Below are 26,340 nucleotides of genomic sequence, written 5' to 3'. Positions count from 1 at the left end.
TAACGCAAACTTCTTTGCAAGTCAAGAGAATCGAGGCCAGTGACGCTCTCCACGTCGTACGATGGAGGGCTATGTCCTCCCCCGTGATCACGTACCCCGCCGAGCTGCCCGTCAGCGCGGCCAGGGACGAGATCGCCGGCGCGATCCGCGCGAATCAGGTCGTCATCGTGGCAGGCGCCACCGGATCGGGCAAGACGACCCAGCTGCCCAAGATCTGCCTCGAACTCGGTCGCACGAAGATCGCGCACACGCAGCCGCGACGCCTCGCCGCCCGCACGATCGCGGAGCGCGTGGCGGAGGAGCTGCAGGTCGAGCTCGGAGGGCTCGTCGGCTATAAGGTCCGCTTCACGGATCAGGTCTCGGACGCCACGCAGATCGCTCTGATGACCGACGGCATACTGCTGAACGAGATCCATCGCGACCGTCTGCTGCGCCGCTACGACACGATCATCATCGACGAGGCGCACGAGCGGTCGCTGAACGTCGACTTCCTGCTCGGCTATCTCACCCGCATCCTGCCTGAGCGTCCGGATCTGAAGGTGATCATCACCTCGGCGACGATCGATCCGGAGAGCTTCGCCCGGCACTTCGCGGATGCCGAGGGCACACCTGCGCCTGTGATCGAGGTGTCGGGGCGGACGTTCCCGGTCGAGATCCGGTACCGCCCGCTCGTCGATGAATCCCCGACTCCTGCCGAGGCGGCCGGAGCGACTCCGAATCGAACCGATCCGGCCGGCCGGAAGCCGACACCTCGGAATTCCGAGCCGGACGACGAGGTCTCCGCGATCGTCACGGCCCTGCGCGAACTCGATCGCGAGGCCGCCGGCGACGTTCTCGTGTTCCTCCCCGGCGAGGCGGAGATCCGGGATGCCGCGGATGCCGTGCGCGCCGCGTATGCGAAGGACCGCTCCCCCACCGAGGTCCTGCCGCTGTACGGGCGGCTGTCCGCCGCCGAGCAGCACCGTGTGTTCGAACGCAGCCGCGTCGCCGGTGTGCGCCGCCGCGTCGTCCTCGCCACGAACGTCGCCGAGACGAGCCTCACGGTCCCGGGGATCAAGTACGTCATCGACGTCGGCACGGCGCGCATCTCGCGCTACAGCCACCGCTCGAAGGTGCAGCGTCTGCCGATCGAGGCGATCTCGCAGGCCTCGGCGAACCAGCGGTCCGGACGCGCGGGGCGCACGAGCGACGGCATCGCGATCCGGCTCTACTCGGAGGAGGACTTCGCAGGACGGCCGGAGTACACCGAACCCGAGATCCTGCGCACCTCGCTCGCGGCGGTCGTGCTGCAGATGCTCTCGCTCGGCTTCGGCGACATCCAGGCCTTTCCGTTCCTCACTCCCCCGGACTCGCGAGGCATCAAGGCGGCGTTCGATCTGCTGACCGAGCTCGGAGCGATCACGCTGTCCGGCGAGACGCCGCGTCTCACCCGCATCGGTCGCGACATCTCCCGGATACCGATCGACCCGCGCTTCGCCCGCATGCTCGTGGAGGCGGCGAAGACCGGCGTCGTCCCGGACGTGCTGGCCATCGTCGCCGGACTCTCGATCCAGGACGTCCGGGAACGCCCATCGCAGGATGCCCCACAGGGCATGCGCGACGAAGCCGACCGCGCGCACGCACGCTTCGCCGACCCGACCAGCGACTTCCTCTCGATCCTCAACCTCTGGAACCACCTGCGCGAGCAGCAGCGAGAGCTGGGATCGAGCGCATTCCGGCGGATGTGCCGCGCCGAGCACCTGAACTATGTACGCGTGCGGGAATGGTTCGATGTGCACCGCCAGCTGCGTTCGCTGGTCCCGTCTCGTTCGTCGAGCGAGCGGAGCGAGTCGAAACGCGGTCGCGACGAGGAACGCGTTCCGATGCGGTCGGCTGCGCCGTCTGCGCGGGGCGAACGGGGTGTGATGTCGGCCTCGCCGTCCTCATGGGGCGAACGAGGCGACGCGATCCACCGGGCGCTGCTGTCCGGGCTGCTGTCGCAGATCGGCATCCTGGACGAGCGCACGGCCGCCGCGAAGGGGACGAACAAGACACCGCCGAAGGATGCCAGACGCCGGGTCACCGAGTACCGCGGCGCCCGCGGCATCCGCTTCTCGATCTTCCCCGGCTCGGCCCTGCGCAAGAAGAGCCCGAGCGCGGTCATGGCGGCCGAGATCGTGGAGACGTCTCGCATGTTCGCCCGCACAGCGGCCGCGATCGACCCGGCGTGGGCCGAGGCACTCGCCGGAGACCTCGCCAAGCGCCAGGTCTCGGAGCCGCACTGGTCGAAGGATGCCGGCGCCGCTGTCGCCTTCGAGAAGGTGATCCTCTTCGGCGTCGAGATCATCCCCCGCCGCCGCGTGCAGTTCGCGCGCATCGATCGCCCGGCGGCCCGCGAGCTGTTCCTGCGACACGCGCTCGTCGAGGGCGAATGGGACCCGAGCCGGATCGACAAGCGCGTGAGCGCGTTCTGGCGCAGCAACCGCGAGCTGCGCAAGCGCCTCGAGAAGCTCGAAGAGCGCGAACGGCGCCGCGACATCCTCGCGGGTGATGAAGCCGTCTTCCGCTTCTACGACGAGCGCATCCCGGCCGATGTCTTCGACGTCCGCTCCTTCGAGCGCTGGTGGCGCGAGGCGCTGCAGAAGACGCCGAAGCTGCTCGTGATGCGCGAGAAGGACCTTCTCGACGACGACGACCGCGCCGATCAGAGCGAGTTCCCGACCCGCTGGATGCAAGGCGACCAGGTGCTCGGCCTCGCCTACCGCTTCGAGCCGGGCGCACCGGACGACGGCGTGAGCGTGGTCATCCCGCTGGCGCTGCTCGCCCAGGTCGAGGACCGCGGCTTCGACTGGCAGGTGCCGGGGCTCCGCGCCGAGCTCGTGACCGCCCTGCTGCGCGCGCTCCCCAAGGTCATCCGCCGGCACGTCGTACCCGCAGCCGACTGGGCCGAGAAGTTCGGGGCGGAGATCGCCGCCGACGCTCCGGAGCATCACAGCGGCCTGCCGCCCGTGACGCTCAAGGAATCGCTGGCGAAGCTGATCCAGCCGCTCGCGAATCAGCCCGTCACGGCATCCGACTTCGACGAGGAACGCGTGCCTGGGCATCTGCGGATGAACTTCCGCGCCGTCGACGAGCGGGGCCGTGTGGCGGGTTCGGCCCGGAACCTCTCCCGTCTTCAGGACGAGCTGGCCGACCGCGCCCGCGACAGCGTCGCGCGTTCGATCGCCCGACCGGAGCGCGGTCGCGGACCGGAGACGGCGATGGCGGCCGCCCTTCGACAGGCTCAGGGCGCTGAAGGTGAGGCTCAGGGTGCGCGGGGTGCAGGTGGTGCGCAGGGCGCACCCTGGCAGGGCGTGCAGAACCCGCCGTCCGCGAGCGCATCGGGGTTCGTCGCCCAGGACGGCCTCACCGCATGGACGTTCGGCGACCTCCCCGAAGTCCTCGACACCCGCGTCGCCGGCGGCGTCGTGCGCGGGTACCCCGCGATCGTGGATGCCGGCAAGACGGTGTCCGTCCGCGTGGAGGCCACCGCGGATGCCGCAGCGAAGGCGACGCGCGCCGGCATCCTGCGCCTCGTCCTGCTCAACGTCCCGTCGCCGTCGTCCTACGTCCAGGGGCACCTGACGAGCCAGGAGAAGCTGGCGCTGGCGGCCTCGCCCTACCAGAACGTCGCGGCCCTGATCGAAGACGCGCGCGCGGCGGTCGTCCGCACGATGATCGATGCTTCGACGAGCTCGGCAGCCCCCGCGGCGGTGAGCGGAATCGTCCGCACCGAGGCCGACTTCGCCCGCGTCCGCGATGCGGTGAACGCCGGTCTCGTCGACCAGCTGTTCAACTGCGTCTCGCTCGTCGCGAGGATCCTGACAAAGGCCAGAGACGTCGAGCGCGGCATCAAGTCGCAGAATTCGCTCGCCCTGCTCGGGCCGCTGAACGACATCCGCTCGCAGCTCGCGGCTCTCGTGCGCCCCGGATTCGTCTCGGCGATGGGCGTCGAGCGCCTCGCCCACCTGCCGCGCTACCTCGACGGGATGCTCGAGCGCCTCAACACCCTCGCGAACGAACCGGGCAAGGACCGCACCCGCTTGAGCGAGTACGAGCGCATGGCGCGGGTCTTCGAGGAGGCCGGCGGGAGCATCCCGCTGCCCGCGGATGCATCACCGGCGCTCGTGGAGGCGCGCTGGCTGCTCGAGGAATACCGGATCAGCGTCTTCGCTCAGCGGCTCGGCACGGCTCAACCGGTGTCGCCGCAGCGCATCCAGAAAGTGCTGTCCGGCGCGCGATAGCCTGGCCGCATGGCACGCGCGATCGTCTACACCGAAATCGGCACCCCTGACGTTCTGCAGCTCGTCGACATCCCGGATCCCGTCGCCGGTCCCGGTGAGGTGGTGGTGCGGATCGAAGCTGCCGGAGTCAACCCTCTCGACGCGAAGCTGCGCCGCGGCGCTCGCCCTTCCCCGCCGATCACCGAGCCGCGACGAGTCGGCTTCGACGGCGCGGGCACCATCCAGGCGATCGGCGACGGCGTCACCGGTTTCGCGATCGACGACCGGGTCGCGATCCGCGACACGGTCGGCACGTACGCCACGCACCTGGCGGTCCGGGCGGAGCACGTATCGCCGCTTCCGGATGCCGTCACCACGGAAGAGGGCGCGAGCCTCGGCATCCCGATCGGCACGGCCTACCAGTGCGTCCGGTCGCTGGGGGTCGAGACCGGAGACACCCTGCTGATCCACGCCGGATCCGGTGCCGTCGGGCAGGCCGCGATCCAGTTCGCCATCGCGCGCGGCGCCACGGTCGTGGCGACCGGGAGTCCCGCACGTCATGCACAGTTGCGCGAGCTCGGCGCGATCCCGGTCGCGTACGGAGACGGCCTCGCCGATCAGGTCCGCGAGGCGGCGCCTCACGGCGTCACGGCCGCCTTGGACTGCATCGGCACGGACGAGGCGATCGAGGTGTCGAAGCAGCTGGTCGCCGATCACGATCGCATCGCGACGATCGTGCGCGGTCCGGATGCCGCGGCCCTCGGCATCCGAGCCTTCAGCGGCGGCGCACCGCAACCGCTGACGGCGCAGGAGCTGGCCTGGCGCGCCGAAGCCGTGCCCACGGCGATCGCACTCCTGGCGGACGGCGACTTCCAGGTCGAACTCGGACCGGAGCTTCCGCTGGCCGAGGCCGCCCACGCGCACGAGCTGATCGAGCAGCACGCCGCCCGCGGCAAGATCGTGCTCATCCCCTAGACCCCGTCCATCTGGCGCTCGTGCACGCCCGAGCCGGTGTGTCGCGTGCACAAGCGCCGAACAGACGGGCCAGCGGGGCGTCGGCCGCAACACTTCGACACACGCACGCGGGCGCGCGAGGCACGCCGCGACAATGGACGGATGACCGCACCCGCCGAGCACGGCCCGACCGCTTTCGCCACCCGGCAGATCCAGGCCGGCTACGTTCCGGGTACCCCTCAGAACAGCGCCGTTCCGCCGATCTACCAGACCGCCGCGTTCCAGTTCGCCTCGCTGGCGGATGCCGCCGACCTGTTCGCGCTCCGCAAGGCGGGCAACCTGTACAGCCGCAACGCCAGTCCCACCCAGCAGGTGCTCGAGGACCGCGTCGCCGCCCTCGAGGGCGGCGTCTCGGCCGTGGCTGTGGCATCGGGTCAGGCGGCCGTCGCGGTCACGCTGCTCGCCCTCGCGGGTCGCGGCGGACACATCGTCGCGGCCGACCAGCTCTACGGCGGCACGGTCGACCTGCTGCAGGACACGTTCGACGACTTCGGCATCCCGGTGACGTTCGTCGACCAGGACGACGCGGATGCCTGGCGCGCCGCCATCCGACCCGACACCCGCGTGCTGTTCGCCGAATCGGTCGCGAACCCGATCGCCCAGGTGCTCGACATCCGTCTGGTCGCCGACATCGCGCACGACGCGGGCGTCCCTCTCGTGATCGACAACACCGTCGGCACGCCGTATCTCGTTCGTCCGGGCGAGCACGGGGCCGACTTCGTCGTGCATTCGGCGACGAAGTTCCTGTCCGGTCATGGCACGTCGCTCGGCGGCGTGGTCGTCGATCAGGGCACGTTCGACTTCGGTGCGCAGCCCGAACGGTGGCCGCACTTCACCGCCGAGTACAAGCGCGTGCCGGGGCTCGTGCTGTGGGAGCGCTTCGGTCGGGGCTTCGCCTTCGGCGCTCTCGTGAAGTCCAAGTACGTCCACGACCTCGGCCCTTCGCTGTCGCCCTTCAACGCCTGGCAGATCCTGCAGGGCATCGAGACGCTCGATCTGCGGGTGTCCCGTCAGTCGGCGACGGCGCTCACGGTCGCCGAGCACCTCGCTCAGCATCCGAAGGTCGCGGCCGTCCACCACCCCGGCCTTCCGGGCAACCCCTGGAACGCGCTCGCCCAGCGCTACCTGCCGCGCGGAGTGCCGTCGGTGTTCTCCTTCGATCTCGCGGGCGGCATCGCCGGCGACGAGGACCCCGCAGCCCACGCGCGTGCCGCCAGGGTGATCGACGGCCTCGAAGTCGTCCGGCTCATCGCGAACATCGGCGATGCGCGCAGCATGGTGGCGCATCCGGCATCCATGACGCACTCCCACCTGACCCCCGCCCAGCGGGCGGCGGCCGGCATCTCCCTGAACACCATCCGGTTCTCGGCGGGCCTCGAGGACCCGGCCGACCTCATCGCCGATCTGAACCAGGCACTGGCGCGCCTCTGACGGGATCCCGAGTCAGGGCCGGCCGGTACGCTGAGAGCATGACTGGACTGCGCTGGGGAATCCTCGCCACCGGCGGCATCGCCGCCTCGTTCGCCGCCGATCTCCGCACCGAAGGCCTGGACCTCGTGGCCGTCGGCTCACGATCACAGGAATCAGCCGACGCGTTCGCCGCTCGATTCGACATCCCGCGCGCACACGGTTCGTATGAAGCGCTGGCTGCCGACCCCGACGTCGACATCATCTACGTCGCCACTCCTCACCCCATGCACCACGCGGATGCGCGTCTCGCTCTCGAGCACGGCAAGCACGCCCTCGTCGAGAAGGCGTTCACGGTGAACCGCGCCGAGGCCGACGACCTGCAGAGCCTCGCCGCCGAGAACGGCCTCCTCATCATGGAGGCCATGTGGACCCGCTATCTGCCGCACATGATCCGCATCCGCGAGCTCATCGCCGAAGGTGCTCTCGGCGAGATCCGCGCGGTCACCGCCGACCACACGCAGCTCATCACCTCCGATCCGTCCCACCGCCTGAACGCGCTCGAGCTCGGCGGCGGCGCGCTGCTCGACCTCGGCATCTACCCGATCTCGTTTATCTGGGACATCCTCGGCGAGCCCGAGACGATCAAGGCCGTCGCCCGGCTGGGCGAGACCGGAGCGGATGCCGAGGTCGCCACCGTCATGACGCACGCCGGCGGGGCGGTGTCGACGAGCCTGTCGTCCGCCCGAGGATCCGGCCCCAACGCGGCATCCATCATCGGCACCGAAGCGCGCATCGACATCGACCGCGTCTGGTACACCCCGACCTCGTTCCGCGTGGTCGGCCCCGATGGCACCATCCGCGAGAGTTACACCTCCGAGGTGACCGGCCGCGGCATGCAGTACCAGGCGCTCGCGGCCGAACGACTCGTCGCGAGTGACACGATCGAGGGCGACGTCCTCCCGATCGCCGAGAGCGCCGCCATCATGGGGACGCTGGATGAGATCCGCGCCCAGATCGGCGTGCGGTACCCGAGCGAGGGATGACACCATGGCCGAACCGCAGAACACCCGCGTCGCCGTCTACCTGGACTTCGACAACATCGTCATCTCCTGGTACGACCGCGTCCACGGACGCAACGCCTACGGCAAGGACCGTCAGCGCATCACCGAGAACCCCAGCGACCCGGAGGTCGCCGAGCGCCTGAAGCGGGCGATGATCGAGGTCGGCGCGATCATCGACTACGCGGCGTCGTTCGGAACCCTCGTGCTCACCCGCGCATACGCGGACTGGTCCTCGCCGGTGAACGCCGTCTACCGGTCCCAGCTGGTCGCACGCGCGGTCGATCTCGTGCAGCTGTTCCCTGCCGCCGCATATGCGAAGAACGGTGCGGACATCCGCCTCGCGGTCGATGCCGTCGAGGACATGTTCCGTCTGCCCGACCTCACGCACGTCGTGATCGTCGCCGGCGACAGCGACTACGTGCCGCTCGCGCAGCGGTGCAAGCGTCTCGGCCGCTACGTCATCGGCGTCGGCGTCGCCGGCTCGACCGCGAAGTCGCTGGCGGCCGCCTGCGACGAATTCGAGGCGTACGATTCGCTTCCCGGTGTCGTGCGACCGGCGGCAAAGGCTCCGGCGGTGGCCCCCGCCCCGGTTCCCGAGCCGGAGACCGCTGCGGAGCCGGATGCCGCCGCAGAGGCCCCCGTCAAGACGAAGGCCCCTCGGTCGCGCGCCAAGAAGGCACCCAAGGCCGTCGAGCCCGAGACTCCCGCGCTCACCGAGCAGGAGGAGGCGACGCAGCTGCTCGAGCGCGCGCTGCGCCTCGGCCACGACAAGGCGGACGCGGACGAATGGCTGCACAGTTCCGCGGTCAAGACCCACATGCGCCGCATGGACCCTTCCTTCAGCGAGAAGGCGCTCGGGTACCGGTCGTTCTCGGACTTCCTGAAATCCCGTGATGCGATCACGGAGCTCGAGGAGACCGGCCACGAGCGGCTGGTCCGGCTGCGCGAGCGCTGACGCGCTGTCCGCCCGAGTACGCTCGACACATGCGGCATCCCTCGACGTCCCCGTACGCACGAGCGCTGGGGACGCGGCTTTCCCTGCTCGATCCGCCGACGCAGCGCTACTTCCAGGCCGTTCCGGAGGGACACGTCGGCATCGGCGAGGGCGTGTTCGAGCGCGTCGGGACGCGACGCCGCTGGCTGCTGCCGCTCATGCGCCGCCTGCAGCGGCGCGGTATCGTCGTCGCCGGCTGGTACACCGACGTGCCGTTCCGCATCGAGAACCGCACGATCGCGGGTCGTGCGATCTCGGAGCGCACTCTCCTGCTCCCCACGGGCAACTGGGTCATGCGGGATGCCGTGGCGCTGAAGCCGCACGGCCGCCTGGTCGACGAACTGGGCGAACCGCCCCTGGTCGCCGCGAGCTTCGATGTCGCAACCGACGCGGGCGCACTGCGTCTGACCAGTCGCGCGATCGGCCTGCGCCTGGGGCGCTTCCGGCCCCGGGTCTCGGGAAGGCTCATCCCCCGCATCCGATTGCGGGAGGGGCTGGAGGCGGACACGGGAGATCAGCGGATCGAGCTGACGATCGACGCACCGCTGATCGGCCGGCTCTACGAGTACTCCGGCACGTTCCGCTACCGGATCGAGGAGGACGCATGAATGCCGGGCGCATCGTCATCGGTGGATCGTCCGGGTTCATGGGGCGCCACCTGACCGCGAAGTACCGTGCCGACGGACGCGAGGTGGTCACCATCTCGCGCTCCGGGGCGGACCTCGCCTGGGCGGACCAGAGCGGCATCGATGCCGCCGTCGACGGCGCGGCCCTCGTGATCGGTCTGGCGGGCAAGAGCGTCAACTGCCGCTACACGCCCGCCAACCGCGCCGAGATCTTCTCATCTCGGCTCGAGACGACCGCCGCTCTGAGCGACGCGATCTCCCGTGCCTCGAGCCCACCCGCGCTGTGGGTGAACTCGTCGACCGCGACGATCTACCGGCACTCCGAAGATCGTCCCATGACCGAGTCGACCGGCGACATCGGCACCGGCTTCTCGGTGGAGGTCGCGAAGGCCTGGGAGCGGGCGCTGTTCGCCGATGACCTTCCAGCCACGCGGCGCGTGGCCCTGCGCAGCGCGATCGTGCTCGGGCACGGCGGCGTACTCGGCCCGCTGCGGAACCTGGCGCGTCTCGGCCTGGGCGGCGCTCAGCACGACGGCCGCTGGCCGGTGAGCAGGCGTCGCCGGGAGGCCGGTACCGCGCACCTGCCCGGGGCGCGGCGGGGGCGGCAGCGGTTCAGTTGGATCCATGTCGACGATGTCGCGGGCATCATCGACTTCCTCGAGGACCACCCGGAGCTGAACGGTCCCGTGAACGCCTCGTCTCCGAATCCGGTGGACAACACGACGTTCATGGCGACGGTGCGCGAGGTTCTCGGGGTCCGGTTCGGTCCGCCCATGCCGCGCTGGATGCTGGAGCTCGGCGCCATCGGCATCCGCACCGAGACCGAGCTGATCCTCAAGAGCCGCTGGGTGCTGCCGGAAAAGCTGACCGCCGCGGGGTACGAGTTCCGCCACCCGACGCTGGAGGGCGCGCTGCGCGAGTCCTTCGATCGGGATCAGGTCGCGCGCTGAGGGCGGTCAGTCCTCGCCGCGCTCCTGCTTGCGCTTCTCGATCTCCTCACGGAGCCGCCATTCCTCGATCTCCCGATCGAGGTCGGCGATCTGCTGCTCGGTGGTGCGCGTGTCCACCGGCGTCGGCGGCGTCGCGGGCGGAGCGGACGGCTGCCGGCTCGTGCTCTGTCGTCGCGGCATCCGCGGCATCGAGACCCCCTGCGCGTCGTACTCGCGACCGAGGAGGAACCACAGGATGCTGCCGATCAGCGGCAGCAGGATGACGATGATGAGCCAGACCATCTTCGGCAGGAACCGCACCCTCGAGTCATCGCGGGTGATGATGTCGATCAGCGCGCCGATCATCAGCGCGATCGTCAGCAGCATGAAGATGAACGGCATGAGAACCAGGGTAGACGACGGTGCGTCGGTCAGGGCAGCAGGTGTCCTGCGGCGCGGTAGAGCTCGTACCACTCGGCTCGGCTGAGCTGCACGTCCGATCCATCCGCCGCTGCCACGAGCCGCTCGGGCGTCGTGGTGCCCATCACGACCTGCATCTGCGCGGGATGCCGCGTGATCCACGCGACCGCGATGCCGGTCGGCGTGCTGCCGTGCGCGGCGGCGATGCGGTCGAGCGCGGCATTCAGCTCGGGATACGCCGCGTTGCCGACGAACGGTCCGAGACCGCCGCCCGCCTGCATGGGCGACCACGCCTGGATCGTGATGCCGTTCGTCCGGCAGTACTCCAGGATGCCACCGCCGTCGCGAGTGATGCTCTGCTCGGTGGCCTCGCGGTTGGCCGCGATGGGGCCGGCGATCATCGACGCGTGCGTGAGCGAGAGCTGCAACTGGTTGGCGACGAACGGCTGGGACACGGCCGTTCGGAGCAGGTCGATCTGCCGCGGCGTGTGGTTGGAGACGCCGAACGCGCGCACCTTGCCCGCCGCTTCGAGCTCGTCGAATGCGCGGGCGACCTCCTCCGGCTCGACCAGCGCGTCTGGGCGGTGCAGCAGCAGGACGTCGATCCGATCCGTGCGCAGCGCGGCGAGCGAGTCGTCGACCTGGCGCATGATGTGCTCGTACGAGAAGTCGTAGGCGCCCTCGGCGGGCACGATGCCGCACTTGGTCTGCAGTGCGATCTCATCGCGCTCGGCGGCGGAGAGCTGCAGTGCCCCGGCGAAGCGCTCCTCGCAGGCGTGCATGCGGCCGCCGTAGATGTCGGCGTGATCGAAGAAGTCGATCCCTGCGCCGCGCGCCGCGTCGTACAGCGCGCGGATCTCGGCATCGTCCTTCTCGTTGATCCGCATCATTCCGGCGACGACGGCGGGGGCGGATGCGGCGGCGAACGGCACTGTCTTCATGTCTGCCACGCTAGCGCGGACCGGCGACATCCGACTGGTTGAATGGCCGAATGGCATTCCTCATCGCCCCTGCCCCGCTCACGCTCACCGGTCGGCTGGTCGAGCTGCGCCCGCTCGAGCGGGCTCACCACGACGGCCTGGTCGAAGCCGTCGAAGAGGGCGAGCTCTGGAAGACGGCGTGGTACACCTCGGTACCGGAACCGAGTGGGGTCGCCGCCGCGATCGAGCAGCGCCTGGCCATGGCGGAGCGCGGCGAGATGGTGCCGTTCACCGCGTTCGACGCCTCGGGGCGCATCATCGGGCTCACGTCGTTCTACGACCTGGTCACCGAGGTTCCGCGACTGCACATCGGCTACACCTGGAACCGACCGTCCGCGCACGGCACCGGGACGAACGCCGAGTCGAAGTACCTGCTCATGCGGCACGCGTTCGAGGAGCTCGGCGTCTTCCGGGTGGGGCTGACGACCCAGTGGGTGAACTTCCAGTCGCGAACGGCGATCGAACGCCTCGGCGCCAAGCAGGACGGCGTGATGCGCGCGGTCCTGCGCTACCGCAACGGGGCGCTGCGCGACAGCGTGGAGTACTCGATCATCGAACCCGAGTGGCCCGCGGTGAAGGCGAACCTGGAGATGCGGCTGGCGAAACGGGCATGAGCCGCGAGCGGCGTCAGGTCGCCGAGGGGCCGCCGTCCCAGTTGTTCGAGCGGCGCGTGGCGCCGTTCCGGCCCTGGCGCATCATGAACGCCATGGCGATGCAGATCAGCGACAGACCGGCGACGAACGCGAGCGCCTGCCACTCCGGCAGGCCGAACGAGATGCCCATCAGCCAGAATCCTGCGAGGAAGAGGATCATGAAGAAGATCAAGCTGAGGATCACGGGAGCTCCTGTCGTCGGTACCGTCTGACAGCCTACCGTCGCACGGGTCTGCCGAACTCCTCACACGTCGAATCCCCGTCATGTGAGAACACCGGAACAGTCCGCAGCGCTACCGTGGAGGCGTGACTGCACCGATCGATCCCACCAAGACCCCGGCCTGGGCCGAACTCAGCGCCCTCCATTCCTCGTTCTCCGCCGACCTGCGCGGCTGGTTCGCGGCGGATGCCGATCGCGCCGACCGGCTGTCGCTGCCGCTCGCGGATCTGCACGTCGATCTGTCGAAGAACCTCGTCACCGACGAGGTTCTCGCAGCCCTCGTCCGGCTCGCCGAGCAGACCGGCGTCGCCGAACGCTACGCCGCAATGCTGACCGGCTCCCACATCAACACGACCGAGGATCGCGCGGTGCTGCACACCGCGCTGCGCCGCCCTGCCGGCGCGACGCCGGCGCTGGTCGTGGACGGGCAGGAGGTGGATGCCGATGTGCACGGAGTCCTCGACGCGCTCTCGGCGTTCGCCGACCGTGTCCGCTCCGGCGAGTGGCTCGGCGTGACGGGCAAGAAGGTCACGCATGTCGTCAACATCGGCATCGGCGGGTCGGATCTCGGGCCGGTCATGGTCTACGAGGCGCTGAAGCCGTACGCGGATGCGGGGATCCAGGCGCTCTTCGTCTCGAACATCGACCCGACCGACCTGGCGCAGAAGACCGCGGGCCTCGACCCCGAGACCACGCTGTTCATCGTCGCGTCGAAGACGTTCACGACGCTGGAGACCCTGACCAACGCACGCCTCGCGCGTGATTGGCTGTGGGCGGGTCTTGCGGCATCCGGTGCCATCGCCGATGACGATGCCTCCCGCACGGATGCCGTGGCGCACCACTTCGTCGCCGTCTCGACTGCTCTCGACAAGGTCGCCGCGTTCGGGATCGATCCGACCAACGCGTTCGGTTTCTGGGACTGGGTGGGCGGCCGCTACTCGGTCGATTCCGCGATCGGGCTGTCGCTCGCGATCGTCCTGGGACCGCAGGCGTTCCGCGATCTGCTGGCCGGCTTCCACGCGGTCGACGAGCACGTGCGCACCACGCCGTTGGCCGAGAACGTTCCGGTGCTGATGGGCCTGCTCAACGTCTGGTACGTGAACTTCTTCGGCGCGCAGTCGCACGCCGTGCTCCCCTATGCCCAGCAGCTGAGCCGCTTCCCCGCGTACCTGCAGCAGCTGACGATGGAGTCCAACGGCAAGTCCGTCCGCTGGGACGGGTCGCCGGTCACCACCGACACCGGCGAGGTGTTCTGGGGCGAGCCGGGGACGAACGGTCAGCACGCGTTCTACCAGCTCATCCACCAGGGCACTCGCCTGATCCCGGCGGACTTCATCGCGTTCGTGAACCCGGCCTATCCGCTCGCCGACGGCGGCCAGGACGTGCACGAGCTGTTCCTGGCGAACTTCCTCGCGCAGACCAAGGCGCTCGCGTTCGGCAAGACCGCCGACAAGGTCGAGGCCGAGGGCACGACCGGAGCACTGGTCGCGGCCCGCACGTTCGCGGGCAACCGTCCGACGACGTCGATCTTCGCCCCCGCGCTGACCCCGCAGGTGCTCGGCCAGCTCATCGCGCTGTACGAGCACATCACGTTCACGCAGGGCACGATCTGGGGCATCAACTCGTTCGACCAGTGGGGTGTCGAGCTCGGCAAGCAGCTGGCCATGCAGATCGCTCCGGCGATCTCGGGCGATGCGGATGCCGTGGCCGCTCAGGATGCCTCGACGAAGGCGCTGCTGGCGTACTACGCCGCCAATCGGAAGTAGTCCCGGGTTCTCTCACGACGGCGGGCGGTCCTCCTCGGAGGGGCGCCCGCTTCGTCGTGTCCGTCAGACGGCCTCGTCGAGCATCGGCGCGTATCCCTCACGGAACGACGGGTAGCGGAGTGCGCCGACGACGTCGAGCATCAGGTCGCCGCGCAGCACTGTTCCGCCGCCGTTCTCCGGCGTCACGTGCGGCGGCCGCTCGATCCCGAGACGGTCTGCGATGAAGGTCACGACCTCGCCCATCGCCACCGGCGCCTGATCGACCGCATGGATGAGCGCCGGCGGGTTCTCGGCGCGCAGCATCGTGTGCAGCAGGTCGACGAGATCGAGTTCGTGAATGCGATTCGTCCGCCGCGAATAGTCCACCGGCGTGTGCGCGCGGACACGACGGATCACCGAGTCCCGCCCCGGTCCGTAGATGCCGGCTGGGCGGATGATGCAGGCGTCGAACAGCCGAACAGCGAGCGCTTCCCCCTCCAACAGGGCGTTTGCCCGAGAGCTGGCCGGAGCCGGCGCATCCGCCTCGGTGAGAGGGCGCGGGCCCGCCCGGCCCTCGAGAACTCGTGTCGAGGAGACGAACAGCACCCGGGTCGGTCGCGACGGCAGCGCCTCGGCGAGGTGGGCGAGCGCCGCGGCGTAGAAGCCTCCTTCGGCGCCGTCAGCGTCGACCGGAGGCAAGGTGATGACGACCATGTCGCACGGCGGAAGATCTCGCGGCGCGGCGACACCCAGGTCCTGCGTGATCGCGTGGAAGCCGGACGGAAGCGCCCCGGCAGTTCGACGGATCGCGAGCACGTCGTGCCCATCGGCGAGCAGCCGCTCGCCGACCTGGACGCCGAGCTTCCCGCAACCGACGAGCAGCGCGCGTCCGGGCGACCGGTGCCCGTGCTCCCGAGCCTTCTGCGGCGATTCCACGCGCACTCCTTCCCACTGGGTCCGCCACGGGCCCTGCCGCAGCTCGGCCCCGGCGCTCATCGCCCGGGCACTGCTGTCCATCGTGCCAGGACGCACGGTGAAGCACGGCTCCGCCGCGGTTGCCCCGGCATCCTGGGCCGTTCGCCTAGCGCAGCCCCCGGATCCACGAAAGCCCCTGTAGCCGGTGCGGGACGCGGCTTAGCGTACGGGCATGGACACGCAACTGACCGCACTCCTGATCAACTGCACGCTCAAGCCGTCGCCCGCGGAGTCGAGCACCGAGGTTCTCGGCGAGCAGATTCTCGCCGCCCTCGCCGAGCACGATGTGGCCGGCGACCGCATCAGGGCCGTCGATCACCGCATCCATCCCGGCGTGAAGGCCGACATGGGCGATGGCGACGAATGGCCGACGCTGCGCGCGAAGGTGCTCGCGGCGGACATCGTCGTGTTCGCCACGCCGACGTGGCTGGGTCAGCACTCCAGCGTGGCTCAGCGCGTGCTCGAGCGCCTGGACGCCGAGCTCGGCGAGACGGACGCCCAGGGTCGCCCGATCCTTTTCGACAAGGTCGCGATCGCCGCCGTGGTCGGCAACGAGGACGGCGCGCATCACATCGCCGCCGTCCTGTTCCAGGCGCTGGACGACGTCGGCTTCACCGTCCCGGCGCAGGGTTCGGTGTACTGGAACGGCGAGGCGATGCAGACGACCGACTACAAGGATCTGCCGGAGACGCCCGAGAAGGTCACGCAGGCCACTGCGACCGCCGCAGCGAACGCCGCGCATCTCGCGCGACTGCTGCGCGACCGGGGGTACCCGACCGGTGAGTGACCGGCGACCCACCCATCGGCAGGATGGATGGGCCACCGGCGCGCGGACGTTCAGACCCGAAAGTGCTCCCGCCCCCGCGGGAGCGCCCGAACGACGCCGATCAACACGTTACGCACAAGTCGACGTCGATGCGCAGGGGTTGCTTTTCACGGGGCGCATGCAGTAGTCAGCCGAGCTGGTCGAGCACGAGTTCGCCGCGCACGCTCAGGTTCTCCATCATGCGTTCGATGCGCTTCGGATCGATCGCCGGCATCGTCGGTCCGTCGAAGGCGATGATCAACGGGATGCTGGGGTTCATCCAGATCGTTAGCCGCCCAGGAGACTTGTCATGGTCCTCAGGGAGCCAGGTCATCATGAAGCTCTCCTGGCGGCGCAGCTTCGTTCCGATCACGATCTTCAGATGCGCCAGAGTGTCGTCATCCACGTCGATCGCCGGACGCGTGCTGTTGTATTCGAGGGTTCCCATGAAGAGCACGCTACGCCCACAACGCTGTTCAGGACGCGCCCGACCCGCTTGGCTGCTCCCAGGGGAGCGTCACGACAGGAAGGATGTACATCCGCCCTGCCACGGCCGTCGGGTGTCCGCCCATGTACGCTGCCGCCTCATCGATGGATTCCGCCTCGATGAGGTCGTAGCCCGCGAACCATTCCTTGAACTCCGGGAAAGGGCCATCCGTGATGAGCAGTTCGCCCGCACGGATCGCGACGGATTTCGCCTGCTCGGGCCCAGCGACCGGGGCGCCGGGTCCGAGCATCCCGGCGGCCTTGCCCTGTTCGGCCCATTCGCCGAGCTTCTGCCGGTCCTCTGACTCGGGAAGGGCGGTTCCCTGCGAATCGGTCATGTGGATGACGAGGTACGTGCTGGTCATGAGAGTGCTCCTTCATCGTCGGTGATGCTCTTGGTGGTGGTACTCGCGGCGAGCTGGTCCCGCCGACGGCTGAGATGCTCGTGTTCGGCGGAGTTGACCGCCAGCGCGATCGCGCGGTCGTATGCCGCGCGTGCAGCGTCATCCCGGCCGGTCAGCCGCAGTAGTTCGGCGCGTGTCGTATGGAACGCGTGATGGGTGTCGAGTTCGCCGCCGAGCTGGTCCACGATCGCGAGAGCGACGTCCGGCGAGTCGTACTCGGAGATCGCGATGGCCCTGTTGAGCCGGACGACCGGACTCGGGTCGATGCGTTCGAGCGCGTTGTACAGCGCGACGATCTGCGCCCAGTCGGTGTCCTGTGCCCGAACGGCTGATACGTGCACGGCGTTGATCGCGGCCAGGAGCTGGTAGCGCCCCAGCGCGCCGATATCCCGCCCGGATGCCTCCAGCAGCGCGTCCAGGAGCACGATGCCCTCCTGGATCAGTGTCCGATCCCATGCCATGCGGTCCTGCTCGTCCAATCGCACGAGCTCTCCGCCTGCGGAGAGACGGGCATCGGCGCGCGCCTGCGTGAGCAGCATCAGTGCCAGCAGGCCGGTCGCCTCGGCATCCTGAGGAGATTCCGCGGGCAGAAGCGTCCTCACCAGCCGGGCGAGACGGATCGCCTCCTCGGTGAGATCACGACGGATCGGGTCGACGTTCCCTCCGGAGGCGAAGTACCCCTCGTTGAAGATCAGGTACAGCACCGCGAGCACCCCGGCCACGCGAGGCTGCACATCCTCCCTCTCCGGCATGGTGAACGGGACGCGAGCCGCCTTGATCTTCGCCTTGGCCCGGCTGATCCGCTGCCCCATCGTCGTCTCCTGCACGAGGAAGGCCCGAGCGATCTCCGCGACCGTGAGTCCGCCGACCATGCGCAGGGTGAGCGCGACACGGTCCTGGATCGAGAGCACCGGATGGCAGCAGGTGAAGATCAGTCTCAGCCGATCGTCGTCGATGGCACCCGTCGGCTCGAGAGGCGAGTCGTCGTGCAGCATGAACGCCTCCCTGTGCTTGTCGTCGCGCCGCGCCTCGCGGCGCAGTCGATCGATCGCCTTGCGGTGTGCGGTGGTGGTGATCCAGGCGCCTGGATTCGGCGGCACTCCGTCAATGGGCCAGCGCTCGACCGCGGTGGCGAACGCCTCGGCGGCTGTCTCCTCGGCGAGGTCCAGGTCTCCGTAGCGGCGGGCGAGCCCGCCGACGATCATGCTCCATTCCGCACGGTGGGTGCGGGCGATCTCGGCGTCGACCTCGATCATCTACGCACCGCTCGCGGGGATGACGTACATCCGGCCGATGCGCGCCGTCGAATGCTCGGCAAGAAGCCGCGTCGCCTCTTCCATGTCGGCGGCCTCGATCCATTCGACACCGAGGAACCACTCCGCGAACTCCGGGAACGGGCCGTCCGTCACGACGAGGTCACCGTCGTGCGCCGTGATGCGTCGCGCCTGATCAGGACCCGCGACGGTCTGGCCGTTCGCCTCCCAGCCGTCCGGCCCGTCGCGGAACTCCAGCCAGCGCTGCAGCCGGGTGCCGTCGACGCTCGGGTCCCATTCGGCACCCGCAGGGTCGGTCATGTGGATGACAAGGAACTTCTGCCGTGCACTCATCGTGCTCCTCTCGATCGCACGTGCGGCGACCCTCATCATCACCACGAACGCGCTGCTCTCGATTCGACAGGGACGGCGAGAAAATCGCAAGAGATTCTCGACCGGCCGTGTCGAAGCCCGCTCCGCTCATTCGTAGAGGTGATGAGGAGGTCGCCGACGGCAGCCTCATAGGAGAGGATCACCATGCGAAACGACGTCATGAGCCCCGCCGAAGCCCGCGAGTTCAGCGATCGGATCAGGGAGATGCGCTGGGAGCGTCAGAAGGAGCGCACGGCACGACGAAGCGCTGCGGCTGCACGCCGTGCAGCCTTCGTCCGTTCGATCCCGGCATCCGTCGCCCTCGTCCTGCAGGCGAGAAGTCGGGCCTGATACGACGGAGGGCCCGCGATCGCGATCGCGGGCCCTCCGTCTTACTCGTGCGGGAACTCAGAAGTCCCAGTCGTCGTCTTCCGTCGCCTCGGCCTTGCCGATCACGTACGACGAGCCCGACCCCGAGAAGAAGTCGTGGTTCTCGTCAGCATTCGGCGAGAGCGCCGACAGGATCGCCGGGTTCACGTTCGTGACGCTGGAGGGGAACATCGCTTCGTAGCCGAGGTTCATGAGCGCCTTGTTGGCGTTGTAGTGCAGGAACTTCTTGACGTCCTCGGTCAGGCCGACGCCGTCGTAGAGGTCCTGCGTGTACTGCACCTCGTTGTCGTAGAGCTCGTACAGCAGCGAGAAGGTGTAGTCCTTCAGCTCGTCCCGCTTGGCCTGGTCGAGCGTCTCGAGGCCGCGCTGGAACTTGTAGCCAATGTAGTAGCCGTGCACGGCCTCGTCGCGGATGATGAGGCGGATGAGGTCGGCGGTGTTGGTGAGCTTGGCCCGCGACGACCAGTGCATCGGCAGGTAGAAGCCGGAGTAGAACAGGAAGCTCTCGAGCAGGGTCGAGGCGACCTTGCGCTTGAGCGGGTCGTCACCGCGGTAGTAGTCGGTGACGATCTGAGCCTTCTTCTGAAGGTTCGGGTTCTCCACCGACCAGCGGAACGCCTCGTCGATCTCCTTCGTCGAGCACAGCGTCGAGAAGATCGACGAGTAGCTCTTCGCGTGCACCGACTCCATGAACGCGATGTTCGTGTAGACGGCCTCCTCATGAGGAGTGATCGCATCCGGGATCAGCGAGACGGCGCCGACCGTTCCCTGGATGGTGTCCAGCAGCGTCAGACCGGTGAAGACGCGCATCGTCAGCGTCTGTTCGTCCGGAGTCAGCGTGTTCCACGACTGGATGTCGTTGGACAGCGGCACCTTCTCGGGCAACCAGAAGTTGTTCACCAGACGGTTCCAGACCTCGAGGTCCTTGTCGTCCTGGATGCGGTTCCAGTTGATCGCCTGAACGCTGTCGACCAGCTTGAGCGGTTCGTGAGGTGTCATCATTCTTCCTGTCAAAATCCCTGATCAGACGACAATTACAACATGCACGAAACGCACTCGGCCATGTCCGTGCCCTCGAGTGCCATCTGGCGCAGACGGATGTAGTAGATCGTCTTGATGCCCTTGCGCCATGCGTAGATCTGCGCGCGGTTGATGTCGCGCGTGGTGGCGGTGTCCTTGAAGAACAGCGTCAGCGACAGACCCTGGTCGACGTGCTGCGTGGCCGCGGCGTACGTGTCGATGACCTTCTCGTAGCCGATCTCGTACGCGTCCTGGTAGTACTCCAGGTTGTCGTTCGTCATGAACGCCGCCGGGTAGTAGACGCGACCGAGCTTGCCTTCCTTGCGGATCTCGATCTTCGACGCGATCGGGTGGATCGACGACGTGGAGTTGTTGATGTACGAGATCGAGCCGGTCGGCGGCACCGCCTGCAGGTTCTGGTTGTAGATGCCGTGCTTCTGGATGCTGTCACGCAGTTCGACCCAGTCGGCCTGCGTCGGGATGAACTGACCCGCGAACATCTCCTTGACCTTCTCGGTCGCCGGCTGCCAGGCCTGGTCGATGTACTTGTCGAAGAACGCACCCGAAGCGTACGTGGAGTCCTCGAAGCCGTCGAAGGCCACGCCGCGCTCGATCGAGAGCTTGTTCGACGCACGAAGCGCGTGGAACAGCACCGTGTAGAAGTAGATGTTCGTGAAGTCGATGCCCTCTTCGGACCCGTAGTAGACGTGCTCGCGAGCGAGGTAGCCGTGCAGGTTCATCTGGCCGAGACCGATCGCGTGCGAGCGGTCGTTGCCGTCCTCGATCGAGCGCACCGAGGTGATGTGACTCTGGTTGCTCACCGCGGTGAGGCCGCGGATCGCGGTCTCGACCGTCGCGCCGAGGTCGCCGCCGTCCATCGCCAGGGCGATGTTCATCGAGCCCAGGTTGCACGAGATGTCCTTGCCGATCTGGTCGTACGAGAGGTCCTCGTTGTACGTGGTCGGCGTGTTCACCTGCAGGATCTCGCTGCAGAGGTTGGACATGTTGATGCGGCCCTTGATCGGGTTGGCCTTGTTCACCGTGTCCTCGAACATGATGTACGGGTAACCCGACTCGAACTGGATCTCGGCGATGGTCTGGAAGAACTCGCGCGCGTTGATCTTCGTCTTCTTGATCCGCGGGTCGTCGACCATCTCGCGGTACTTCTCGGTGACGGAGATGTCGCCGAACGGCACGCCGTAGACCTTCTCGACGTCGTAGGGCGAGAACAGGTACATGTCCTCGTCGTTCTTGGCGAGCTCGAACGTGATGTCCGGCACGACGACGCCGAGCGACAGCGTCTTGATGCGGATCTTCTCGTCGGCGTTCTCGCGCTTGGTGTCGAGGAAGCGCATGATGTCCGGGTGGTGGGCGTTGAGGTACACCGCACCGGCGCCCTGACGCGCACCGAGCTGGTTGGCGTAGCTGAAGCTGTCTTCGAGGAGCTTCATCACGGGGATGATGCCCGAGGACTGGTTCTCGATCTGCTTGATCGGCGCACCCGACTCGCGGATGTTCGACAGCAGCAGTGCGACGCCGCCACCGCGCTTGCTGAGCTGCAGCGCGGAGTTGATGCCGCGGGCGATCGACTCCATGTTGTCCTCGATGCGCAGCAGGAAGCAGCTGACGAGCTCGCCGCGCTGCGCCTTGCCCGCATTGAGGAACGTGGGGGTCGCCGGCTGGAAGCGGCCGGAGATGATCTCCTCGACGAGGTCGATCGCGACCTGCTCGTCGCCGTCGGCCAGAGCGAGCGCTGTCATCACGACGCGGTCCTCGAAGCGCTCGAGGTAGCGCTTGCCGTCGAAGGTCTTCAGCGTGTAGCTGGTGTAGTACTTGAACGCGCCGAGGAAGGTCTCGAAGCGGAACTTCTTCGAGTAGGCGAGGTCGTTGAGGCGCTGGACGAAGTCGAACGAGTACTTCTCGATGACGGCGCCCTCGTAGTACTCCTTCTCCACCAGGTAGTCCAGGCGCTCCTTGAGCGAGTGGAAGAACACGGTGTTCTGGTTCACGTGCTGCAGGAAGTACTCCCGAGCGGCGCGCTTGTCGGCGTCGAACTGGATCTTCCCGTCCGCGTCGTAGAGGTTGAGCATCGCGTTGAGCGCGTGATAGTCGAGCCCCTCGTATGCAGGGTTCGCCTTGAAAGCCACCGTCTCGGTCACTGAAGTACCCACCGTCGTTCCAATCCGTCGGTCACGCGATCGACATCGTCCTGTGTGCCGAAGATTTCAAGCCGATACAAGTGAGGCACGTGGCACTTGCGGCTGATGATGTCGCCGGCGACGCAGAAGGCGTCGCCGAAGTTGGTGTTCCCCGCGGAGATGACCCCGCGGATGTGGCGCCGGTTGCGCTCGTCATTGAGGAACCGGATCACCTGCTTGGGTACGGCGCCCTTCTCCTCGCCGCGTCCCTGCCCTCCGCCGTACGTCGGGGTCACGAGCACGAACGGCTCATCGACCACGAACTCCTCGTCGGTGCGGTGCAGCGGGATGCGGCGAGCGGGAAGACCGAGCTTCTCGATGAAGCGCGCCGTGTTCCCGGAGACGCTGGAGAAGTAGACCAGGAGCGGCGCTGCTGTTGCGACGGCGCTCATGACCTCATCCCCTCAGGCCAGGCGAGCGGCGAGCTCGTCGATCTTGTCCGGGCGGAAGCCCGACCAGTGCCCCTCGTCGGTCACGACGACCGGAGCCTGCATGTAACCGAGCGCCTTGACCTGCTCGAGCGCCGCAGCGTCCTCGGAGAGGTCGTGGATCTCGTACTCGATGCCCTTGGCATCCAGCGCCCGGTAGGTGGCGTTGCACTGCACGCACGAAGGCTTGGTGTAGACCGTGATCGACATATCGCTTCCCCTCAAATCCTGGTTTTGCCGGCAGGCCCCCCGCCGGACTTCAATACTACATATAGGGACGGACATTAGGACTGACCACAAGGGATAGTAGTTACATCCGTGTAGTTTTCCACCGCTCTCCACTGATACAACACAGGTTGTCCACCGTTTCATCCACAGCCGGCGACCTTTCTCGAAGCCCCGCGAACCGCGTCAGATCGCGGCTCGCGGACGGCCGTCGAGAATCCATCCACAGGCAGGACGCTACGCCGGGGTTCGGACATCCGATTTCCTGTGGAGAAGGCTCTCCGGCGTGTCGCGGCGTGTCGCCGCAGCCACCGTGCTGACGGCGATCGCGCACCCCGGTACCGTTGTCTGGTGGCGGGATATCGGGACCTTCTTCGCACGCCTGGCGTGGCGCGCATGATCGCGGCCCAGCTGACGGCGCGATTCCCCAACGGCATGGCCTCGCTCGCTATCCTGCTGCACGTCGAGCAGCAGACCGGATCGTACGGGGCCGCAGGCCTCGTGCTCGCCGCGACCTCGGTGGGGCAGGCCGTCGCCGGCCCCGTCACCAGCCGATGGATGGGCGCGTGGGGCATGCGACGCGTTCTCACCCTCACGGCCGCCGTCTGCGTCACCGCCGTGCTCTGCCTGGCGCTGCTGCCGCTGAGCCTCCCTGGGTACATGCTCTTCGGTCTGCTCACGGGCCTGTCCACGCCGCCGATCCAGTCGGCCGTGCGCACGATCTACCCCAAGCTCGTCAACTCGTCCCAGCTGACGCCGCTCTTCTCGCTCGACGCCTCGCTGCAGGAGATCATCTGGATCCTCGCGCCGGTGGTCATCACCCTCGTCTCCACGCAGATCGGCACGACGCAGGGACTGCTGCTCGTCGCGGCCTTCCTCGTCGGCGGGTGCAGCTGGTTCATCCTCTCCCCCGAGGTCGGTCGGGTCCGCATCCCGCGCAGCCGCCGCGCCTTCGGCGTCGTCGTCCTCAAGCCTCCAGTGCTGCTGGCCACCGTGATCGGGTTCCTGCTCATCGGCGCGTGCTCGGCCGTCGAAGTGGGCGTCGTCGCCACCTTCGAGCACGGCAGCCTCGAGGCGGGCCTCGTCCTCGCCGTCTTCGCGGTCGGCAGCCTCGTCGGCGGTCTCTCGTTCGGCCACATCCCGATCGGCCCGTGGGCGATGGCCCGCCGACTCGCCATCGTCACCGTCGGCCTGTCGCTGACCATGGTGATGCTCAACGCCTATTGGCTGGGCGGCACCCTGCTGCTCGCCGGAATCGGCATCGCCCCCGCCCTGGCGGTGATGTTCGCGATCACCACCGCGAGCGTGAAGTTCAGCGAGACCGCCGAGGCGTTCGGCTGGGCGGGGACCGGCCAGTTGATCGGCGCGGCGGCGGGTTCCGCGATCGCCGGGTTCCTCGTCGACAGCACCGGCGGCGCGCAGGGCGCCTATCTTGCCGCCGCGCTCTTCGCCGTCGTCGGCCTGCTCGTGTCCGTCGTGTTCGTCCGTGCCTTCCCCGACCTCCGCCACCGCGACCCGAGCCCGTTCCCCGACACCGAGCCCGTGGCGGTCACGCCTTCCTGAGTAGGCTGGGCGCGTGGCTGCTGTGACTCTTCCCCGACTCTCCTGGGGTGCACCGGATTCTGCGAAGACCGCCCTGCTCGTGCACGGCCTCGGCTCCTCCGGCGCTCTCATGTGGCGCATCGGAGACGCACTCGCGAACGCGGGCTGGCTCGCCGTCGCGGTCGACCTGCGCGGCCACGGGGATGCGCCGCGGGCTCTGGACTACACGGTCGGGGCGTACGCCGAGGATCTCGGCACCACCCGCCCTCACCACGGCCGGGCATGGGATGCCGTGATCGGCCACTCCCTCGGCGGCGCAGCGAGCACTGCAGCCGCGGCATCCGATCCGGCCTGGACGGAGCGCCTCGTCCTGATCGACCCGGCCATCCTGGTCGACGGGCGCAACGCGACGATCGTGCGGCGCAGTCAGGAGCGCGCCTTCGCGGACAACCGCATCGAGGTCGTCCGCGAAGAGCATCCGCACTGGCACGAGCAGGATCTCGAGCTGAAGATCGACGCCGTCACCCGCGCGAGCGCATGGGCGATCGAGCAGACCAGCGCGCAGAACCAGCCGTGGGACGTCCGCGACGACGCCGCCCGGCTGGCGATCCCGACTCACGTGATCGGCGCCGATCCCGAGGTGTACAGCCTGTTCACCGGCCCGACCGCCGAGGGCGTCCTGGCGGCGAATCCCCGCATCACGATGTCGACCGTCCCTGGTGCGGGACACTCCCCGCACCGCGACGAGCCGGACGAGACCATGCAGCAGATCCTGGAGGCGCTCTCATGACGTTCGATCCCTCCGTCCACCTGCCCGACGATCTGCTCGAGCGCATCCGCGAACGCGCTCCGATCCATGACCGGGAGAACACGTTCCCGCAGCAGGATCTGGAGGAGTTGAGGGATGCCGGATACCTCGGCATCCTCGTCCCGAAGGACCGTGGCGGCGCGGGACTCGGACTCGAGCAGGCGGCGATCCTGCAGCAGCGGCTCGCGACCGCCGCCCCCGCGACCGCCCTGGCGATCAACATGCACCTGGTGTGGACCGGCGTCGCGAAGGTCTTCAGCGATCGCGGCGTGCCAGGGCTCGAATTCGTCCAGGACGGCGCCGTCGCCGGCGAGGTCTTCGCCTTCGGCATCAGCGAGGGCGGCAACGATCTGGTGCTGTTCGGCAGCGACACCGTTGCCGTGCCGCAGGCTGATGGCGGCTACGCCTTCACCGGCACGAAGATCTTCACCTCGCTCGCGCCCGTCTGGACGAAGCTGGGTCTGCACGGTCTCGACACCACGAGCCCGGATGCCCCGAAGCTGGTCTTCGCCTTCGTCGATCGCACGGATGCCGTGACCACCAGCGATGACTGGGACACCCTCGGCATGCGCGGGACGCAGAGCAGGACGACGCGGCTCGACGGCGCGGTCGCCGCTGCCGAGCACGTCGTGCGCCGCATCGACCCCGGACCGAACCCCGATCCGATCGTGTTCGGTATCTTCAGCGTGTTCGAGATCCTGCTCGCGTCCGTCTACACGGGGATCGCCCGGCGCGCCTTGGATGTCGCGGTCGAGACGGTGCACAAGCGCCGGTCGAAGAAGACCGGGCTCGCATACAGTCAGGATCCGGACATCCGCTGGCGCATCGCCGGCATGGGGCTGGACTACGACGCTCTGCCGCCGCAGATCGCCGCTCTGGCGCGCGACGTCGACGCTCTCGCGGATCATGGCGGCCGCTGGTTCACGCTGCTGTCCGGGGTCAAGCACCGGGCCGTGTCGATGGCGAAGCGCGTCGTCGACGAAGCGATCCTGACCGCGGGCGGCGGCTCGTACTTCTCGTCGAACGAGCTGTCGCGGCTCTATCGGGACGTGCTAGCCGGCATGTTCCACCCGTCGGATCCGGAATCAGCGCACTCCACCGCGGCGAGTGCCTGGCTGGGGCCGCTCGAGGGCTGAGCCGA

General features: G+C 68.2%; 26 protein-coding genes. 14 read left to right on the top strand and 12 right to left on the bottom strand.

Going from position 1 to position 26,340, the window contains the following annotated elements; genetic code table 11:
* Positions 1–71 precede the first annotated feature (71 nt).
* The 7 genes from hrpA to M2317_RS10330 all read left to right on the top strand — a co-directional run bounded on the left by hrpA (position 72) and on the right by M2317_RS10330 (position 10,296).
* Complete coding sequence (gene hrpA, locus M2317_RS10360; RefSeq protein ID WP_429459873.1) at positions 72–4,262, top strand: ATP-dependent RNA helicase HrpA; 4,191 nt, start codon at positions 72–74, stop codon at positions 4,260–4,262.
* 9 nt (positions 4,263–4,271) lie between these two features.
* Positions 4,272–5,216 carry a quinone oxidoreductase family protein gene (locus M2317_RS10355; RefSeq protein ID WP_429459871.1) on the top strand — a complete coding sequence of 315 codons (945 nt, stop codon included), beginning with the start codon at positions 4,272–4,274 and terminating at the stop codon, positions 5,214–5,216.
* A 141-nt stretch (positions 5,217–5,357) separates the two neighbouring features.
* Positions 5,358–6,686, top strand: coding sequence for an O-acetylhomoserine aminocarboxypropyltransferase/cysteine synthase family protein (locus M2317_RS10350; protein ID WP_429459869.1), 1,329 nt, complete (start codon positions 5,358–5,360; stop codon positions 6,684–6,686).
* Positions 6,687–6,724: 38 nt separating this feature from the next.
* Complete coding sequence (locus M2317_RS10345) at positions 6,725–7,708, top strand: Gfo/Idh/MocA family protein (protein ID WP_429459867.1); 984 nt, start codon at positions 6,725–6,727, stop codon at positions 7,706–7,708.
* 4 nt (positions 7,709–7,712) lie between these two features.
* Positions 7,713–8,681, top strand: a complete 969-nt coding sequence (locus M2317_RS10340; protein WP_429459865.1) for an NYN domain-containing protein — start codon at positions 7,713–7,715, stop codon at positions 8,679–8,681.
* 29 nt (positions 8,682–8,710) lie between these two features.
* A complete protein-coding gene (locus tag M2317_RS10335; protein WP_429459864.1) occupies positions 8,711–9,328 on the top strand; it encodes a DUF4166 domain-containing protein in 618 nt (205 codons plus the stop codon).
* Positions 9,325–10,296: an epimerase gene (locus M2317_RS10330; RefSeq protein WP_429459862.1), complete on the top strand. Its 972-nt coding sequence runs from the start codon at positions 9,325–9,327 to the stop codon at positions 10,294–10,296. The genes M2317_RS10335 and M2317_RS10330 overlap by 4 nt, the downstream gene beginning before the upstream one ends.
* Positions 10,297–10,302: 6 nt before the next feature.
* On the opposite strand, the gene M2317_RS10325 is transcribed toward M2317_RS10330, so the two are convergent.
* Both M2317_RS10325 and M2317_RS10320 read right to left on the bottom strand, forming a co-directional pair.
* Positions 10,303–10,677, bottom strand: coding sequence for a PLDc N-terminal domain-containing protein (locus M2317_RS10325; RefSeq protein WP_429459860.1), 375 nt, complete (start codon positions 10,675–10,677; stop codon positions 10,303–10,305).
* 29 nt (positions 10,678–10,706) lie between these two features.
* Positions 10,707–11,636, bottom strand: a complete 930-nt coding sequence (locus M2317_RS10320) for an aldo/keto reductase (protein WP_429459858.1) — start codon at positions 11,634–11,636, stop codon at positions 10,707–10,709.
* Positions 11,637–11,686: 50 nt separating this feature from the next.
* On the opposite strand from M2317_RS10320, the gene M2317_RS10315 reads away from it, so the two are divergent.
* Entirely contained in the window at positions 11,687–12,289 is a 603-nt protein-coding gene (locus M2317_RS10315) for a GNAT family N-acetyltransferase (protein WP_429459856.1), read from the top strand.
* A gap of 13 nt (positions 12,290–12,302) precedes the next feature.
* Here M2317_RS10315 and M2317_RS10310 read toward each other — a convergent pair whose 3' ends face one another.
* Positions 12,303–12,512, bottom strand: coding sequence for a hypothetical protein (locus M2317_RS10310; protein WP_429459854.1), 210 nt, complete (start codon positions 12,510–12,512; stop codon positions 12,303–12,305).
* Positions 12,513–12,634: 122 nt separating this feature from the next.
* Here M2317_RS10310 and pgi point away from each other — a divergent pair, with 122 nt between their 5' ends.
* Positions 12,635–14,314 carry a glucose-6-phosphate isomerase gene (gene pgi / locus M2317_RS10305; RefSeq protein WP_429459852.1) on the top strand — a complete coding sequence of 560 codons (1,680 nt, stop codon included), beginning with the start codon at positions 12,635–12,637 and terminating at the stop codon, positions 14,312–14,314.
* Between the two features lie 63 nt (positions 14,315–14,377).
* On the opposite strand, the gene M2317_RS10300 is transcribed toward pgi, so the two are convergent.
* On the bottom strand, positions 14,378–15,229 hold the full coding sequence (locus M2317_RS10300) for an SDR family NAD(P)-dependent oxidoreductase (protein WP_429459851.1): 852 nt from the start codon (positions 15,227–15,229) through the stop codon (positions 14,378–14,380).
* Positions 15,230–15,440: 211 nt separating this feature from the next.
* On the opposite strand from M2317_RS10300, the gene M2317_RS10295 reads away from it, so the two are divergent.
* Complete coding sequence (locus M2317_RS10295) at positions 15,441–16,055, top strand: flavodoxin family protein (protein WP_429459849.1); 615 nt, start codon at positions 15,441–15,443, stop codon at positions 16,053–16,055.
* 166 nt (positions 16,056–16,221) lie between these two features.
* Here the strand turns inward: M2317_RS10295 and M2317_RS10290 are convergent, their stop codons facing one another.
* The 4 genes from M2317_RS10290 to M2317_RS10275 are packed head-to-tail and all read right to left on the bottom strand — an operon-like array spanning position 16,222 to position 18,570.
* Positions 16,222–16,521 carry a hypothetical protein gene (locus tag M2317_RS10290; protein ID WP_429459847.1) on the bottom strand — a complete coding sequence of 100 codons (300 nt, stop codon included), beginning with the start codon at positions 16,519–16,521 and terminating at the stop codon, positions 16,222–16,224.
* Between the two features lie 28 nt (positions 16,522–16,549).
* Positions 16,550–16,924 carry a YciI family protein gene (locus M2317_RS10285; protein ID WP_429459845.1) on the bottom strand — a complete coding sequence of 125 codons (375 nt, stop codon included), beginning with the start codon at positions 16,922–16,924 and terminating at the stop codon, positions 16,550–16,552.
* Entirely contained in the window at positions 16,921–18,219 is a 1,299-nt protein-coding gene (locus M2317_RS10280) for an RNA polymerase sigma factor (protein WP_429459843.1), read from the bottom strand. Before M2317_RS10280 ends, M2317_RS10285 begins: the two co-directional genes overlap by 4 nt.
* Positions 18,220–18,570: a YciI family protein gene (locus M2317_RS10275; RefSeq protein ID WP_429459842.1), complete on the bottom strand. Its 351-nt coding sequence runs from the start codon at positions 18,568–18,570 to the stop codon at positions 18,220–18,222. It abuts the gene before it with no gap.
* 183 nt (positions 18,571–18,753) lie between these two features.
* On the opposite strand from M2317_RS10275, the gene M2317_RS10270 reads away from it, so the two are divergent.
* Positions 18,754–18,939: a hypothetical protein gene (locus tag M2317_RS10270; RefSeq protein ID WP_429459840.1), complete on the top strand. Its 186-nt coding sequence runs from the start codon at positions 18,754–18,756 to the stop codon at positions 18,937–18,939.
* Between the two features lie 57 nt (positions 18,940–18,996).
* Here the strand turns inward: M2317_RS10270 and nrdF are convergent, their stop codons facing one another.
* From nrdF to nrdH, 4 genes are read right to left on the bottom strand one after another with little or no spacing between them, the layout of a single operon-like run.
* The gene (gene nrdF / locus M2317_RS10265; RefSeq protein WP_429459838.1) at positions 18,997–19,977 is read right to left on the bottom strand and encodes a class 1b ribonucleoside-diphosphate reductase subunit beta; all 981 of its coding nucleotides are present in this window, start codon (positions 19,975–19,977) and stop codon (positions 18,997–18,999) included.
* Positions 19,978–20,012: 35 nt separating this feature from the next.
* Positions 20,013–22,157: a class 1b ribonucleoside-diphosphate reductase subunit alpha gene (nrdE, locus tag M2317_RS10260; RefSeq protein WP_429459836.1), complete on the bottom strand. Its 2,145-nt coding sequence runs from the start codon at positions 22,155–22,157 to the stop codon at positions 20,013–20,015.
* Entirely contained in the window at positions 22,154–22,588 is a 435-nt protein-coding gene (gene nrdI / locus M2317_RS10255) for a class Ib ribonucleoside-diphosphate reductase assembly flavoprotein NrdI (protein WP_429459832.1), read from the bottom strand. The genes nrdE and nrdI overlap by 4 nt, the downstream gene beginning before the upstream one ends.
* A 12-nt stretch (positions 22,589–22,600) precedes the next feature.
* Positions 22,601–22,834, bottom strand: coding sequence for a glutaredoxin-like protein NrdH (gene nrdH, locus M2317_RS10250; RefSeq protein WP_120228032.1), 234 nt, complete (start codon positions 22,832–22,834; stop codon positions 22,601–22,603).
* A 411-nt stretch (positions 22,835–23,245) separates the two neighbouring features.
* Between nrdH and M2317_RS10245 the strand changes: the two genes are divergently transcribed.
* Genes M2317_RS10245 through M2317_RS10235 form a run of 3 tightly spaced genes read left to right on the top strand, consistent with a single transcriptional unit; the run spans position 23,246 to position 26,335 of the window.
* Positions 23,246–24,412, top strand: a complete 1,167-nt coding sequence (locus M2317_RS10245; RefSeq protein ID WP_429459830.1) for an MFS transporter — start codon at positions 23,246–23,248, stop codon at positions 24,410–24,412.
* A gap of 13 nt (positions 24,413–24,425) precedes the next feature.
* The gene (locus M2317_RS10240) at positions 24,426–25,181 is read left to right on the top strand and encodes an alpha/beta fold hydrolase (protein ID WP_429459828.1); all 756 of its coding nucleotides are present in this window, start codon (positions 24,426–24,428) and stop codon (positions 25,179–25,181) included.
* Positions 25,178–26,335: an acyl-CoA dehydrogenase family protein gene (locus tag M2317_RS10235; protein WP_429459826.1), complete on the top strand. Its 1,158-nt coding sequence runs from the start codon at positions 25,178–25,180 to the stop codon at positions 26,333–26,335. The genes M2317_RS10240 and M2317_RS10235 overlap by 4 nt, the downstream gene beginning before the upstream one ends.
* Positions 26,336–26,340: the final 5 nt, after the last annotated feature.

This window comes from Microbacterium sp. ZKA21 (genome assembly GCF_050434165.1).
Classification (GTDB): Bacteria; Actinomycetota; Actinomycetes; order Actinomycetales; family Microbacteriaceae; genus Microbacterium.
This window is presented reverse-complemented; position numbering and strand designations above follow the sequence as displayed.

Coding starts and splice junctions, on each gene's coding strand:
- M2317_RS10245 (WP_429459830.1), top strand. CDS start 23,246: ATGATCGCGGCCCAGCTGACGGCGCGATTCCCCAACGGCATGGCCTCG.
- M2317_RS10280 (WP_429459843.1), bottom strand. CDS start 18,219: ATGATCGAGGTCGACGCCGAGATCGCCCGCACCCACCGTGCGGAATGG.
- hrpA (WP_429459873.1), top strand. CDS start 72: ATGTCCTCCCCCGTGATCACGTACCCCGCCGAGCTGCCCGTCAGCGCG.
- M2317_RS10325 (WP_429459860.1), bottom strand. CDS start 10,677: ATGCCGTTCATCTTCATGCTGCTGACGATCGCGCTGATGATCGGCGCG.
- M2317_RS10330 (WP_429459862.1), top strand. CDS start 9,325: ATGAATGCCGGGCGCATCGTCATCGGTGGATCGTCCGGGTTCATGGGG.
- M2317_RS10355 (WP_429459871.1), top strand. CDS start 4,272: ATGGCACGCGCGATCGTCTACACCGAAATCGGCACCCCTGACGTTCTG.
- M2317_RS10320 (WP_429459858.1), bottom strand. CDS start 11,636: ATGAAGACAGTGCCGTTCGCCGCCGCATCCGCCCCCGCCGTCGTCGCC.
- M2317_RS10290 (WP_429459847.1), bottom strand. CDS start 16,521: ATGGGAACCCTCGAATACAACAGCACGCGTCCGGCGATCGACGTGGAT.
- nrdI (WP_429459832.1), bottom strand. CDS start 22,588: ATGAGCGCCGTCGCAACAGCAGCGCCGCTCCTGGTCTACTTCTCCAGC.
- nrdH (WP_120228032.1), bottom strand. CDS start 22,834: ATGTCGATCACGGTCTACACCAAGCCTTCGTGCGTGCAGTGCAACGCC.
- M2317_RS10270 (WP_429459840.1), top strand. CDS start 18,754: ATGCGAAACGACGTCATGAGCCCCGCCGAAGCCCGCGAGTTCAGCGAT.
- M2317_RS10345 (WP_429459867.1), top strand. CDS start 6,725: ATGACTGGACTGCGCTGGGGAATCCTCGCCACCGGCGGCATCGCCGCC.
- M2317_RS10350 (WP_429459869.1), top strand. CDS start 5,358: ATGACCGCACCCGCCGAGCACGGCCCGACCGCTTTCGCCACCCGGCAG.
- M2317_RS10295 (WP_429459849.1), top strand. CDS start 15,441: ATGGACACGCAACTGACCGCACTCCTGATCAACTGCACGCTCAAGCCG.
- M2317_RS10340 (WP_429459865.1), top strand. CDS start 7,713: ATGGCCGAACCGCAGAACACCCGCGTCGCCGTCTACCTGGACTTCGAC.
- M2317_RS10315 (WP_429459856.1), top strand. CDS start 11,687: ATGGCATTCCTCATCGCCCCTGCCCCGCTCACGCTCACCGGTCGGCTG.
- M2317_RS10285 (WP_429459845.1), bottom strand. CDS start 16,924: ATGACCAGCACGTACCTCGTCATCCACATGACCGATTCGCAGGGAACC.
- M2317_RS10235 (WP_429459826.1), top strand. CDS start 25,178: ATGACGTTCGATCCCTCCGTCCACCTGCCCGACGATCTGCTCGAGCGC.
- nrdF (WP_429459838.1), bottom strand. CDS start 19,977: ATGACACCTCACGAACCGCTCAAGCTGGTCGACAGCGTTCAGGCGATC.
- M2317_RS10335 (WP_429459864.1), top strand. CDS start 8,711: ATGCGGCATCCCTCGACGTCCCCGTACGCACGAGCGCTGGGGACGCGG.
- M2317_RS10275 (WP_429459842.1), bottom strand. CDS start 18,570: ATGAGTGCACGGCAGAAGTTCCTTGTCATCCACATGACCGACCCTGCG.